Here is a 14,411-nt window from a genome sequence, read left to right as displayed (position 1 = left end):
TTATCCCCTCAGTTCCTTACTCGGCTGCCTCAAACTTATAACCCATACCCCAGATGGTCTTGATGAGTTCTCCCTTGTCTCCCAGCTTGCTCCGCAGCTTTTTCACATGGGTATCAATGGTTCTGGCATCTCCGAAATAATCATAATTCCACACATTATTCAGGATCTTTTCCCTGGACAGGGCGATGCCCTGATTCTCCATAAAGTAAGTCAGAAGCTCAAATTCCTTGAAGCTCAGATCCAGCTGTTTTCCGTCCACCTTTACAATATGAGCCGCCTTATTCAGCTCAATGCCGCTGACGCTCAGCACATCCTCCGCCCCGCGGGTACTGGTCCGGCGCAGGATCGCCTCCACCCGGGCCACCAGGATCTTCGGACTGAAGGGCTTGGAAATATACTCGTCCACACCCAGTTCAAAGCCCTGCAGCTCATCCCGCTCGTCGCTTTTGGCTGTCAGCATGATGATGGGAACCTTGGAATAGGAGCGGATCTCCCGGCAGACCTGCCAGCCATCCATCTTTGGCATCATAACATCCAGAATCACCAGGGCGATGCCCTCTGTGCCGAAAAACACATCCAGGGCCTCGACTCCGTCTCCGGCCTCCAGCACTTCAAAATTCTGCTTTACCAGGAAATCCCGCACCAGCTTCCGCATTCTGCTTTCGTCATCTACCACAAGAATTTTTAACTTCTCCATGTTCCATCCTCCTCACAGGGCATTTTAATAGAATTATACCAGATAATTATGATCCTTTTGTGAAAATTCGGCATAAAAAAACGGAATAGTAAAATCTTTTGATTCTACTACTCCGTCTTTTTCGTCAAAATTAATCCTGAGCGATGATCTCTTTCTTGTTGTAGCTTCCGCAGGACTTGCAAACTCTATGAGGCATCATCAGGGCGCCGCACTTGCTGCACTTTACAAGATTCATAGCACTCATCTTCCAGTTTGCTCTTCTCTTATCTCTTCTTCCCTTGGAAGATTTATTCTTAGGACAAATAGACACAGGTTACACCTCCTCTAATCACTTACTGTTTTTAAATATGTCGGCTATAACCGCCATTCTCGGATCCAACTCCACCGTATCACAGCCGCAGTCGCCCTCATTCAGATTCTTACCGCATTTCTTACAGATGCCTTTACAGTCATCCCTGCACAGCGTCTTCATGGGCCAGTTCAGCAGAAGCTCGCCGTACACCAGCTTTTCTGTGTCCAGGTTGTATCCATCGATAAAATCGGTTTCGTCCAGATCGTCGATTCTTCCTTCCGCAGACTGCTTCATGTCGATCTCCTTGGAAAAGAAAATCTCAATGGGCACCTCTGTTTCGGTCAGACAGCGGTCACAGGGAATCTTCGCCACGAACTTCTGCTCACCCTCTACCAGCAGCTTATCGCCGCCCAGATTCGTAAGCGTCAGATTCAGCGGTTCTTCCTCCGTCAGGGGAAAGCTTCCCAGGCTTGAGTCAAAAGACTGAAACTCCGTCTCCACTGTCCTCTTAACCACTTTTTCTTCACAGGACAAAACATCTGTCAAATTGATCAGCATAGTTCTCTCCTAATGCACACTAGGCTATTATAACCACCCAGCAGTGGTTTGTCAAGCATTATTTTACCAGACGCTCGGTCTCACGCGCAATAGCCAGCTCCTCGTTGGTCGGGTAAACCATTACCTTAACCTTAGAATTCGGAGTAGAAATCATCTGTACCTTGCCACGGCAGTTATTTGCCTCGTCGTCGATCTCTACGCCCAGGTATCCCAGGTACTCACAGATCTTCTTACGGCTCTCGATATCGTTCTCGCCTACGCCTGCTGTAAAGGCGATAGCGTCTACACCATTCATGGCTGCTGTGTACGCGCCGATGTATTTTGCTACGCGGTAGATGAATGCATCCAGAGCTACCTGTGCATGATGGTTGCCTTCCTCTGCTGCCTTTCCGACATCGCGGAAGTCGCTGGAGATACCATCACTCATGCCCAGGATACCGGACTTCTTGTTCAGGATGTTCAGAACCTCATTGACGTCCTTGCCCTCTTTGTTGCAGATAAACTGTACAACAGCCGGATCAACGTCACCACTTCTGGTACCCATGATCAGACCCTCAAGAGGTGTCAGACCCATGGAGGTGTCTACGCACTTGCCGCCGATGGACGCGGAGATACTTGCTCCGTTGCCCAGGTGGCAAACGATAACCTTGCCCTTCTCCGGGTCAAGCTCAGCGAACTTCAGAACCTCGCCGGATACGAACAGGTGGCTGGTGCCGTGGAAGCCGTAACGACGGATGCTGTATTTATCATAGTACTCATAGGGGATTGCATAGAGGTATGCCTTCTCCGGCATCTTCATACCGAATCCGGTATCCCATACTGCCACGTTCGGAGTTCCGGGCATAGCTGCCTCGCAGGCCTCGATACCCATCAGGTTCGCCGGGTTATGCAGCGGTCCCAGGTCGAAGCACTCGCGGATTACGCGCTTTACATCCTCGTCTACTACGATAGAATCGCTGTAAACCTTTCCGCCATGCAGAACGCGGTGTCCGACTGCGGAGATCTCCTTGGTATCCTTGATTACGCCGTACTCCGGATCTACCAGAGCCTGCATAACCAGCTTGATTGCCTCGGTATGTGCCGGCATAGCCTGCTCTACTACCATCTCTTTGCCGTTTGCCTTGTGTGTCAGCTTGGAACCTTCGATTCCGATTCTCTCACAGAGACCTTTTGCCATTACAGACTCATTCTCCATATCAATCAGCTGATATTTCAGAGAGGAGCTTCCGCAGTTGATTACTAAAATTTTCATAGCTATGTATTCTCCCTTGTTTATTCTTTCACTTGTTAACTAACGAACAATTTCGCCATAAACCTCGCGGCCGCAGCCTGCTGCGTTGGACTCGTCGGTATCGATATGCATAGCCAGAGCGTACTTCGGGCTTACACGAACGACTACATCGCCGAATACCAGGCTTCTGCCCTCAGTGTCAACCTTAACGGATACAACGTCCTTGTCCTTTACGCCGAGCTTCTCAGCGTCTTCCGGAGTAGCGTGGATATGACGCTTTGCTGCGATTACGCCTTCCTTCAGCTCTACCTCGCCAGCCGGTCCCACCAGCTTACATGCGCCGCTGCCTGCGATGTCACCGGACTCACGAACCGGAGCTACCACACCGATGGAACGGGCATCTGTCAGAGAAAGCTCTACCTGAGTCTCCGGACGAACCGGTCCAAGAATAGATGCTGTCATCTCTTTCTTGGTTCCTACGATGGTTACCTTCTCATTACAGGCAAACTGACCAGGCTGAGACAGGTCTTTCTTCTTGGTCAGCTCATAACCCTTACCGAACAGAGTCTCCAGATCCTCCTGTGTTACATGTACGTGACGTGCTGAGGTTTCAACGATGAATTTCATGATACATTCTCCTTTTCTTTTATGTGATTTATTACAGTTCTATAAGCCGACAGAATCTCTCTGATTCCGCCAGCTCATAGTACATTTCACAATGTACACCATAATTCTATTCTTTATTTTAGGTGTTTCCGCCGTATTTTTCAAGCCCTGACTGGAAAAAGTTTGTACTTTTGCGGGTACAAGGCTCCGCATACGCGTGGGGCTGCAGAGCGCAGCCTGTCCGTTCCCTCTACCCTTTGATTTCCGCCACCAGAACGCAGTTGGGCGTCTCGATGGAAATGGGCTTTCCCTTGGCTGCAAAATACTTTTTGTCGTAGTGTACCTCAAAGGTGGTGATGGTATTGCTCTCATGGTTCAGGGACATGATATGCTGATTGTCCGGGAAGAAGTCGATGGCCTTCGGATAATCGCCGCTGATCGGCAGGATACAGATCTTCTCCAGCAGTCCTGTCTCTGTATCCACATGGAAAAGTCCCGCTGTATTATCTCCCGCGTTGGTGCAGAGCAGCTTGGTATCGTCCCTGGAGAAACGCAGGGCGCAGGCCGCGCTGGTGGCGGAATGATAATCATTCAGGGTGGGCATGGTCTGAATCAGCTCAAATTTGGGATTTTTACCGCTTCCATCGTACTTATATACAGTAATGTAATTCTTCAGTTCACTGATCACATAAGCAAACTTTCCGCTCCGGCTGAACTTGATAATTCGGGGCGCGGACTCCAGCTCGCAGAACAGCAGATCAAAGAGCTCCAGTTTTCCGGTTCTGTGGTTGAACTTATAGATCTTGATCTGATCAGTGCCCAGATCCACCGCGCAGAGATACTTTCCGTCCGGAGTCAGGTTCACGCAGTTCACATGGGGCCGGAAGTTCCGCTCCGCCACGCTGCCCAGGCCCTTGTGAAAGACCTCATCGGTCATCTCACCCACAGTGCCGTCCTCATTGAGGCGCATCACAGTCACTTTTCCGTCGTGCCAGCCTGCCACAAACAGATACTTGTCATCCTTATCCGTGGACAGATAGCAGCCCCGCATGCCCTCGATGCTGGCGCAGTTTAAAGGCACCAGATCGCCGTCGGGCTGCACTGTAAAGGAACGTACCCCCTCGTCTGCGATGGAATAAAGGAACTTTCCGTTGTGGGACATCTTGATATAGGATGGATTGTTGATGGGTATCACCTTTCGCTCCTTCATGGTTCCGTTTTCCACATCCAGGTCAAAAATATGGATACCTACGCTGTTGCCATGGGTATAGGTTCCCACATACGCTACATACTTTTTCTTATCCATGGTATCTCCTCCTTCGTACTAGCACTGCTTCAGATATGCCTTAAAAATATCCAGCGTTTTCACAAGCTCCTCCTCTGTCATGGCTCCCGACAGGAACATGGCTTCAAACTGAGAGGGTGCCAGATAAATACTGTTCTGCATCATATAAGAGAAATATTCGCCGAACTTCTTCGTATCCGAGGTCTTCGCCTCCGCGTAATTGGTCACCGGCCCCTCGGCAAAAAAGATGCTTCCCAGGGAACCGATATGGTTCACGGTCCAGGGTTTGCCCGCAGCTTTCACTGCCTCCTGCATGCCTTCAAAGAACGCATCCGCCTTATGGTTCAGCTTCTCATAGAAATCCGGCGTCTCCTTAAGAAGCTTCAACTGGGCCAGCCCAGCCGCCATGGCCACCGGATTGCCGCTTAAGGTACCTGCCTGGTAAACCGGACCGCTGGGAGCGATGAGCTTCATCACGTCTTTTCTTCCGCCGTAAGCGCCCACCGGCATACCGCCGCCGATGATTTTACCGAAGGTAGTCAGATCCGGCTCGATGCCAAAATATCCCTGGGCGCCGGACAGGCTCAGACGAAAGCCCGTGATCACCTCGTCGAAAATCAGCAGGCTGCCGTTGTCGGTACAAAGCTTACGAAGGCCCTCCAGGAAGCCTTTCTTCGGAAGTACCACGCCCATATTGGCCGCTACCGGCTCCACGATCACTGCCGCGATCTCGCCCTGAAATTCATCAAAAATGGCCTGTACGCTGTCCAGATCATTGTATACAGCAGTCAGGGTATCCTGGGTGCAGCCCGCCGGAACGCCCGCGCTGTCGGGAATGCCCGCGGTCATGACGCCGGATCCTGCCTTAACCAACATAGCGTCGCTGTGGCCGTGGTAGCAGCCCGCGAACTTGATGATCTTATTCCGTCCGGTGAAGCCTCTGGCCGCCCGGACGGCGCTCATGACCGCCTCGGTACCGGAATTCACCATTCTCACCATCTCGATGGAGGGCACGATGCTGCAGATGAGCTCTGCCATCTCCACCTCCCGCTCGGTGGCCGCGCCAAAGCTTAAGCCCTCCTGACAGGCTTCCAGTACGTCCGCCAGCACCTTCGGATGATTGTGGCCCAGAATCATGGGCCCCCAGGATCCCACGAAATCCAGATAGGTCTGTCCGTCCGCATCCGTCATATACGCGCCCTTTGCCGACGCGATAAACCGGGGCGTCTCACCCACGGAGCCGAAGGCCCGCACCGGGGAGTTGACGCCGCCCGGAATCCGTTCTACTGCTTCTGTAAAAAGCGTCTCTGATCTGCTCATTAACCGATTCTCCCTTCATCCATAAAGCCTGCGATCTCCTTCGCGAAATAGGTCAGATACAGGTCCACGCCTGCCCGGTACGCGCTGGCCGCTGTCTCGCAGATAATGGAGGCTTCGTCGATATAGCCCAGGGACGCACCCGCCTTGATCATGGCGTACTCGCCGCTGACGCTGTAAGCCGCCACCGGAAGGACGATATTCTCCTTGACCTCGGCAATCACATCCAGATAGCTCATGGCCGGTTTCACCATGATGATGTCCGCGCCTTCTTCCACGTCAAGCAGGGCCTCCTTTACACCTTCCCGGCGGTTATGATAGTCCATCTGATAGGACTTCCGATCACCGAAAGCCGGAGCGCTGCCTGCCGCGTCGCGGAAGGGGCCGTAGAATGCGGAGGCGTATTTCACCGCGTAGGACATGATCGGGATCTCCACATAGCCGTTGCTGTCCAGAATAGAACGAATGGCCGCCACACGGCCGTCCATCATGTCGGAGGGTGCCACCATGTCCGCGCCTGCCTGTACCTGGGACAGGGCGATCTTCGCCAGATAGTCCAGGGTCTTGTCATTGTCCACATATTCTCCGTGAAGGATGCCGCAATGGCCGTGAGAAGTATACTCGCACATGCACACGTCACCGATGCAGTAGAGATCCGGAAACTGCTTCTTTGCCTCCCGGAAGGCCTTCTGCACGATACCATTCTCATCATAAGCGCCGCTTCCGCACTCGTCCTTGTGATCGGGAATGCCGAAGAACATAACGCTGCCTACACCCGCTTTTACCAGCTCCTCCAGCGCATAGGGCAGCTGGTCGATGCTGTAGCGGTACTGGCCCGGCATGGTGGGAATCTCTTCTTTGATTCCGGTTCCTTCTTTTACAAACATGGGGTAGATCAGGGAACTTTTGTCCATTCTGGTCTCCCTCACCATTTTTCGCAGACTGGCGCCATTACGCAGGCGTCTTGGCCTGATGTTCATATCCATAATCGTTTCTCCTCTTGTATGATAGCCTGATGGCTTTCTGCCGTTCCTGATTCGCGGCATTTTCTCTTAGCAGTATAACACATCTCATGGGAAATGGAGTGCTTTTTTCATATTTCCGCCAGCCATTTTTTCAGCTTCTCTGTCACTTCCCGGGCGAGCCGGTGATTCTTCCCTCCGGCTGTGACTCCCACGGTCACACCGCCGCCCTCGGCCACCCCCGGAAAATAAAAATCGCACCGGGAACGGTCGTCAGCCCGGTTCACGGGAATTCCCCGAGCCTTACAGGCTCTCCAGACTGCCCCGTTCACCGCGGGATCGTCCACCGCTGTCAGCACGAAAACACTGCCCGGAAGCAGTTCTTCCGCAGCTCCGCTCCAGGCCTCCCGCCGCCAGACAAGCTCTTTTTCCGCAGCCAGAGTCTGGATCTGATCCACCGCTTCCGGGGCAATGACGGTAATCCTGGCTCCGAAGCCCAGCAGGGTTCGGATCCGTCTTTCGGCAATGGTTCCTGCTCCCACCACCACTACTTTTTTCCCTTCCAGATCCACAAACAGCGGAAAATAACGGCCCATGCACTTTTCTCCCTTCTGTCCTCTGCTCATATAGAATTAAGTATAGCATAAAGGGGTTCCGTTGTGAATGGGCCGTTCTTCGGTTTTTCATCCCAATGCTTTTATTTCTGATTCTGCTCCGTCTCTTCCTTCAGCCGCAGCCGAAGGAACCGCTTTTTCAGCTGCTGGAGATTCAGGGGAAACAGCGGATAGATATAGCTCTTCCCGGCCACGGTCTTATTGCCCGCGATGGCGTACAGGGTCAGGGCGATGCCCGCCAGGAAACCCCAGAGATCGAAGGCCGCCGTCAGAACCAGCAAGATCAGTCGCATGAACTTCAGGGCGTAGCCCAGCTCATAGCTGGACTGGGTGTAGTTGGCGATGGCCACAAAAGCCATATACATCATGATCTCCGCGTTGAACCAGCCCGAATCCACGGTGAACTGGCCCAACACAATACCTGCTACCACACTCAAAGGGGTACTGAGCATGCTGGGGGTATTGATGGCGGCCAGCCGCAGGCCGTCGATGGCCAGCTCCAGCATCAGGAACTGCCAGACCACCGGCACATGGACCGTGTCTTTGATCACAATGAATTCCAGCCACCGGGGGATCCACTCCGGGTTCTGGTACAGCAGTAAAAAGGTAGGCGTCAGAAGCAGGGTGATGATGGCAATCAGAAACCTGGACAGCCGCAAGTAGGATCCGGTCACCGGGGGAAAGTAGTAGTCGTCCGCCTCCTCTACAATGTCGAAGATGGAGGTAGGTACGATCATGGCCTGGGGCGAGTTATCCACCAGAATCACGATATTGCCCTCCAGGATGGCCGCCGAAGCGGTGTCGGGGCGCTCGGTGAACTTGAACTTTGGAAAAGGATTATACCATTTCTGCTCATAGATACATTCCGCCAGACTCTCCTGGTTCATGGTCAGGGAGTCCACGGAAATGGCGTGGATCCGGCCCTGAAGCTCCCGCAGGAGACGCCGGTCCACCCGGTCGTCCATGTAGCAGAGGACGATATCCGTCCGGGAGATTTTTCCGGCAGTCAGCATCTCCATGGACAGCTTCGAGCTTCGGATTCTTCTGCGGATCAGAGCTGTATTGAAGACCAGAGTCTCCACGAAACCATCCTTGGATCCCCTGAGGGCCTTGTCCTTAGAGGGCTCGTCCACGCTCCGCATGGGATAGGAGCGGCAGTCCAGGCCGATGCAGGCGTCATAGCCGTCGATAAGCAGGCAGGTGACGCCGGAGAGCAGGTTTTTCAGAAGTTCTTCCCGTTCCGGCATCACGGAAACTTCCACATAGGGGATCACCTGTTCCGCCATCTGGCTGGCCGACAGGGGAACTTCCTCCGGCTTCAGCTTATAGAAGAATTCCAGCAGCTTTTCCATAATAGACTCCTCCAGAAAGCCATCCACAAAGTAGATACAGGCGTCCCGGCCTCCTGTGACGATGCCCTTCCGGATAATATCAAAATTTTTATCGGTCTGCAGGATCTCATCCAGGATTTCCGTGTTCTCCTTCAGCCGCAGGGACAGTTTTTCTCCCATGTGTACACCTCCATTGTTCTTCCTTTTCTTCCCGGTAGTTTGTGGAGGCAGATGGAATTTTATACACTTTGATAAAACGGACACTTCGGGAGACTGCCCCAAAAAAAGAATGTGCCGTTGGCACATTCTCGCGCCGAGGCGCGGTTGCCTTGGCAACCATCTACCACTGCGCCGAGTGCGCATCTTTGCAAGCTCTGCTTGCTTTTCTGGAATAGGGAATTCTATCGGAATTTCCTATTCCAGATAAAAAAAACCGATCCGGGCTGACAGCAGCCTGAATCAGTTTTTCTTTCACGGGCGTGAGCCCTCAAAAATCATGTTACGCCAGCATGAATTTCTCGATGATCTCCGCGATCCCCGAATGATTATTGTCATGCTCCGTAATATAGGTGCCGTAAGCATACATCTCCGGCCGGGCGTTCTTCATGACGCAGGGGTGTTTCACCGCCTGCAGCATGGTAATGTCGTTCTCCGCATCCCCCGCCGCATAGGTGTGATCCAGGGGCACATTCAGATAATTGCAGAGCCAGCGGATACCGCTGCCCTTGTTGATACCCTCGGGCAGAAACTCCAGATACTCGTCGCAGGAGAAAAACATGTCAATATGGTGGGCTTCGCTCCAGGGCTCCATATGCTGCCGGAACCGCTCCAGCTTCTGCCGGTCATTCAGACTGACAAACAGAATCTTGATGGGATCAAAGTCCAGCTCCTTTGCCACATCCTCCACTACCCGGTAAGTGATCACATTGGACTTGGCGTAATACTGCACCTCGGGGCAGTCCTTCTCACAGAGCACTCCCGTATCAGAATAGGTCTGGGGATGAATCCCTGCCTTGAATGCCTCGTCAAAGGCCTCCCGCAGGCAGTCGCGGGACACACCTGTCTGAAACAGTACCTTTTTCTCACCGGAATCATAAATCATGGCTCCGTTTGAGGTAATGGCATAGCAGCCCGGGCTCGTAAGCCCCAGTTTTCCAAGCAGACGCTCGGTGCTGTACAGGGGCCGTCCTGTGGTGACTACCACCGCATGTCCCTGCTCCGTGGCCTTCCGGATGGCTGCCAGGTTCTCCTGTGTGATCTCCTTGGAATCGGTCAACAGGGTACCGTCCAGATCCACAAATAAAATTTTTCTATCCTTCATCTTATCCTCGCTCCTGTTCCCTATTCTGCTTTGGTGTAACCATTGGCTGTCAGAGATTCCCCTGTCTTCTCCAAAGAGATGCCATTGGTGTCGCCGTCCACCTTAAGGAGACCCTGATCCGCCAGCTCCGATACCGCGTCACCGGTGGTATCAATGGTGATCTGAATGGTGTAGACGCTGTCCGCTACCGTTCCGGTACACTCCACGCCCTCCACCGCCTGATAGGACTCCACCAGAGCGTCATAGGACTTGGTCATCAGGGTCTGGGTATCCTCGTCAAAAGCAGCCATATCCAGGGTAATGGTCTCATCCATCTGCTGAACCAAGTCTCCCTTGGCATCCAGCTTCATGGTATCGGTCATTTTCAGTCCCTGGTTTTCCTGCTCCATGGTATAGGTGACGCTTCTGGACTTTCCGCCGCAGGCTGCCAGCGACAGGGCCAACGATAGCGTCAACAGCAATGCTGTCAGTTTCTTCATAAACCTTTTCTCTCCCTTTTATAACATTCTTTATTCGACAGGCTCCTCTGGGATAAATACCCGCCGGTTCACTGCCGTCTCATCGGATTTGGCCATTTCCTTCGCTTCCTCCACAAAATACATCTGGGAGTTCAGTGCTGCCTTTCCTCTTCGATCCACCTTTTCATAGGTGTCGTCCGGCTGCAGCACATGGGCCTTCCGGTTATCCTGAAGTTCGATATTCAGAATGTGAATCACTTCTTCTTTCAGTTTCTCACTCTCCACCGGGAACATGATTTCCACCCGCTTTTCCAGATTTCGCGGCATCCAGTCGGCGCTGGCGCAGAATACCTCCTCCTGACCGTTGTTGTAGAAATAAAAGATCCGGCTGTGTTCCAGGAAATCGCCCACGATGGAGCGCACATGGATATGCTCGCTGACGCCCGGAATCCCCACCTTCAGACAGCAGATACCACGGACGATCAGATCGATCTCTACGCCTGCGGCCGAAGCCTCGTAAAGAGCCGTGATCACATCCCGGTCGCAGAGGGAATTCATCTTGGCAATGATCCGTCCCTCGCCGCCGTTTCTGGCATGCTCTGTCTCCCTTCCGATGAGCAGCAGGAACCGCTCCTTCAGCCACAGAGGAGCCAGGGACAGCTTATTCCAGCTCTCCGGCTCCGAATAGCCCGACAGCATATTGAAAACTGCCGTGGCATCCTCGCCGATGGATGCGGAACAGGTCAGAAGCCCGATATCCGTGTACAGCTTTGCGGTGGAATCGTTATAGTTTCCGGTTCCCAGGTGGACATACCGGCGGATACCATCCTCCTCCCGACGTACCACCAGGGTAATCTTGCTGTGGGTCTTTAAGCCCACCAAACCGTAGATGACATGGGCTCCTGCCTTTTCCAGCTTCTTTGCCCAGATAATATTATTCTCTTCGTCAAAGCGGGCCTTCAGCTCCACCAGTACAGAGACCTGTTTGCCATTCTCCGCTGCCTGAGCCAGGGCCGCGATAATGGGAGAATTGCCGCTGACCCGGTACAGGGTCTGCTTAATGGCCAGCACCTGGGGATCGCTGGCCGCGTCCCGCACAAACTTCACCACCGGATCAAAGGTCTGGTAGGGGTGATGAAGTAAAATGTCGCCCTTTCGGATCTGGGCAAAGATGTCACCGTCTGCCGGAATCTCCTTCACCGGCGCCGGAATGTGCTTCGGAGCCTTCAGGCCGTCAAAACCCTCCAGGCCATACATTTTCATCAAAAAGGTCAGATCCAGAGGACCGTTGATGGGATACAGGGCTTCCTCCTTGATATCCAGCTCTCTGCTCAGGATCTTCAGCAGCCGCTTGTCGATCTTCTCTTCCACCTCCAGGCGGATGGCCTCGCCCCACTGGCGCTTTTTCAACTGTTTCTGGATCTCCTTTAACAGATCCGCCGCCTCGTCCTCATCGATGGTCAAATCTGCGTTTCGCATGACCCGATAAGGGGAAGCGCTGATAATATCATATTTCAGGAAGAGCTGCTGCATGTTCCTCTCAATGATCTCTTCCAGCAGAATCACATTCTTCGTGCCGTCCTCACTATCCGGCAGACGGACGATCCGGGGCAGCACCGAGGGCACCTGTACCGTGGCGAACTCCAGTTCCCCGTTCTTCTCTCCCTTTTTCGCCAGAAGCGCGCCGATATTCAGGGTCTTATTCCGAATCAGCGGGAAGGGACGGGAGGAATCCACCGCCATGGGTGTCAGCACCGGATAGACATTGTCCCGGAAATAGCGATCCACATAGGCTTTCTGCTCTTTGGTCAGATTCTCATGCTCCTGAATCACATTCAGGCCGTTCTGGCGCAGGGACGGAAGCAGGGACCGGGAATAGGTGGAGTACTGCAGTCCCACCAGATTCCGCACCACCTCCGTGATAGCATGAATCTGCTCCTGGGCTGTCATTCCCGCGATATCCTTTTTCGTATAGCCCGCATGGACCATGTCGATGAGGGAGGCCACCCGGATCATGAAAAACTCATCCAGGTTCGACGCGGTGATACTTAAAAACTTCAGGCGCTCAAAGAGCGGAATCTGCTTATCCCTTGCCTCGCTGAGCACCCGCTCATTGAAAGCCAGCCAGGACAGTTCCCGATTTCTATAATACTCATGTCTAGTAAACGCTTTCCGTTCTTCTTTCCTATCCATGCTCTATACCTGCCTTTTCTGCCGAATCACTGGCTTGATACTGAAAATGCTTTCAAAGAAATCTGCCTTATGGGAGAAGAGTCCCTGCTCCAGGGTGATATCCTCTACGGTATCCACCACCACCAGAAGCTCCCTCTCCTTCAGCGTAACCTTTACATTTTTAAACTTCTGCTTGTGGCTGCGGTCCATGGAATTGGCCACCCGCAGAATGGCGCTGATTTTGGCAATCAGCAGGTAATCGTCCCGATCCAGGCTGCTTCCCATGGAAAACTCCTCAAAGGAAATCAGTTCTTCCGTGTCAAAACGAATGGCATTGGCAATAATCTCCCGTTCCCGATGGGACAGACCGATGATTTCTGTGGACATGACAATCTCATAGGAGCAGGCCGCCGTCCGATTCATGCTGATATACTTGCCGCAGTCGTGAAGCCAGACCGCGATCTGCAACAGCAGACGCTCCCTCTTTCCCATGCCATGGATCCGCTTCATTTTGTCAAAAATGGTCAGGGCCAGGTACTCTGCGCCTAAAAGATGGGTCTTGTTGCTTTCATAACGCTTGGCGATATTCTTGGCAGCCTCGATGATATCATTTTCAAAATTATGGCTGGGCTGCAGGATCTTCTTCTGCTCCGCGTAATCGTAGGCCAGACCATCGCTTAAGCTTAAACCCGGCACCCAGATGGTCTCTGCCCCGGTCTCCTCTATGAGCTTCCGGTAGATAATCAGAGCCGGCATCACCAGGGATGGATTATCGGAAATGCCGCCCAGACGCTCCACCATTTCCTGATGGGAACCGGACAGTATCTCCTTATAGAGTTTCATGTACTCCTCACGGGTAAAGGAGGTGCTCTTTGCTTTTCCCCGCCGGGCTGTGAGGTGATTCAGATAGTCGCCCACCAGGATCATATTCTTAATCTCCCGATCTTTCAGATACAGGCGTTTATAGCTTTTCAGTTCATTGTTGATCATTTCCTCGATGATCTCATCGTAATGAGTCGTCTGACGTTCCACTTCCGCCAGCCGTTCCCGGATACGCATGGTACCCAGGCGCAGATTCTGAGTAGACACAAGGGCGTCCTTATCAAACAGAGAGATCTGGATGCTTCCGCCTCCCACATCCACGATGGCCGTACCCTTCTGGATGATCTTCTGGAAGGATTCCTCATTGGAAGCAATGGACTTATACCCCAAAAAACGCTGCTCGGAATTACTGAGGACTTCTACCTCCAGACCTGTGCGGACCCGGATCTTGTCCAGGATCAGCAGGCAGTTCCGGGTCTCCCGGATGGCGCTGGTGGCGCAGACCCGGTAATCATCCACCTGGTACTCTTTCATAATGCGCGTAAAATCCTCCAGGACCTCGCACAGCTCCTCCAGCATCTCGTTTCCGATCTCTTTCTGATTATAAGCATCCTTTCCCAGCTCCAGGCCGTGGCGGATATAGTCGATCTCCCGCATCCCGTACTTCCGGGACAGCTCCAGAATCTTCATACCCACCTCGTAGGATCCGATCTCAATGGACGCAAATGTGACTATCTGCATGTTT

At 52.9% G+C, this 14,411-nt stretch carries 14 protein-coding genes; all 14 read right to left on the bottom strand.

Features of this window, described 5'->3' with window-relative positions; genetic code table 11:
- Positions 1–16 precede the first annotated feature (16 nt).
- Positions 17–697 (bottom strand): response regulator transcription factor, encoded by a 681-nt coding sequence (locus tag H8S44_RS07660; RefSeq protein WP_186871957.1) that lies wholly within the window; start codon positions 695–697, stop codon positions 17–19.
- 130 nt (positions 698–827) lie between these two features.
- Complete coding sequence (gene rpmF, locus H8S44_RS07655) at positions 828–1,007, bottom strand: 50S ribosomal protein L32 (protein ID WP_158364437.1); 180 nt, start codon at positions 1,005–1,007, stop codon at positions 828–830.
- An 18-nt stretch (positions 1,008–1,025) separates the two neighbouring features.
- Positions 1,026–1,547 carry a YceD family protein gene (locus H8S44_RS07650; protein ID WP_186871956.1) on the bottom strand — a complete coding sequence of 174 codons (522 nt, stop codon included), beginning with the start codon at positions 1,545–1,547 and terminating at the stop codon, positions 1,026–1,028.
- 58 nt (positions 1,548–1,605) lie between these two features.
- The gene (locus H8S44_RS07645; protein ID WP_186871955.1) at positions 1,606–2,799 is read right to left on the bottom strand and encodes an acetate/propionate family kinase; all 1,194 of its coding nucleotides are present in this window, start codon (positions 2,797–2,799) and stop codon (positions 1,606–1,608) included.
- Positions 2,800–2,838: 39 nt separating this feature from the next.
- Positions 2,839–3,405, bottom strand: a complete 567-nt coding sequence (locus H8S44_RS07640; RefSeq protein ID WP_186871954.1) for a PduL/EutD family phosphate acyltransferase — start codon at positions 3,403–3,405, stop codon at positions 2,839–2,841.
- Positions 3,406–3,634: 229 nt separating this feature from the next.
- Positions 3,635–4,690, bottom strand: a complete 1,056-nt coding sequence (locus tag H8S44_RS07635; RefSeq protein WP_186871953.1) for a lactonase family protein — start codon at positions 4,688–4,690, stop codon at positions 3,635–3,637.
- An 18-nt stretch (positions 4,691–4,708) separates the two neighbouring features.
- On the bottom strand, positions 4,709–5,989 hold the full coding sequence (hemL, locus tag H8S44_RS07630) for a glutamate-1-semialdehyde 2,1-aminomutase (protein ID WP_186871952.1): 1,281 nt from the start codon (positions 5,987–5,989) through the stop codon (positions 4,709–4,711).
- Entirely contained in the window at positions 5,989–6,972 is a 984-nt protein-coding gene (gene hemB, locus H8S44_RS07625) for a porphobilinogen synthase (protein WP_186871951.1), read from the bottom strand. The genes hemL and hemB overlap by 1 nt, the downstream gene beginning before the upstream one ends.
- Positions 6,973–7,079: 107 nt before the next feature.
- Entirely contained in the window at positions 7,080–7,544 is a 465-nt protein-coding gene (locus H8S44_RS07620) for a precorrin-2 dehydrogenase/sirohydrochlorin ferrochelatase family protein (RefSeq protein ID WP_186871950.1), read from the bottom strand.
- A 101-nt stretch (positions 7,545–7,645) separates the two neighbouring features.
- Positions 7,646–9,073, bottom strand: coding sequence for a spore germination protein (locus H8S44_RS07615; RefSeq protein ID WP_186871949.1), 1,428 nt, complete (start codon positions 9,071–9,073; stop codon positions 7,646–7,648).
- A gap of 319 nt (positions 9,074–9,392) precedes the next feature.
- Positions 9,393–10,214 (bottom strand): Cof-type HAD-IIB family hydrolase, encoded by an 822-nt coding sequence (locus H8S44_RS07610; protein WP_186871948.1) that lies wholly within the window; start codon positions 10,212–10,214, stop codon positions 9,393–9,395.
- 20 nt (positions 10,215–10,234) lie between these two features.
- Positions 10,235–10,693, bottom strand: coding sequence for a DUF1307 domain-containing protein (locus H8S44_RS07605; protein WP_186871947.1), 459 nt, complete (start codon positions 10,691–10,693; stop codon positions 10,235–10,237).
- Between the two features lie 30 nt (positions 10,694–10,723).
- Positions 10,724–12,865: an RNA degradosome polyphosphate kinase gene (locus tag H8S44_RS07600; protein ID WP_186871946.1), complete on the bottom strand. Its 2,142-nt coding sequence runs from the start codon at positions 12,863–12,865 to the stop codon at positions 10,724–10,726.
- Positions 12,866–12,868: 3 nt separating this feature from the next.
- A complete protein-coding gene (locus H8S44_RS07595; protein ID WP_186871945.1) occupies positions 12,869–14,407 on the bottom strand; it encodes a Ppx/GppA phosphatase family protein in 1,539 nt (512 codons plus the stop codon).
- Positions 14,408–14,411 lie beyond the last annotated feature (4 nt).

It is taken from the genome of Anaerosacchariphilus hominis (assembly GCF_014290175.1).
Taxonomy (GTDB): domain Bacteria; phylum Bacillota; class Clostridia; order Lachnospirales; family Lachnospiraceae; genus Laedolimicola; species Laedolimicola hominis.
The sequence above is the reverse complement of the archived record's forward strand: the minus strand, read 5'-3'. Positions and strand labels throughout refer to the sequence as shown.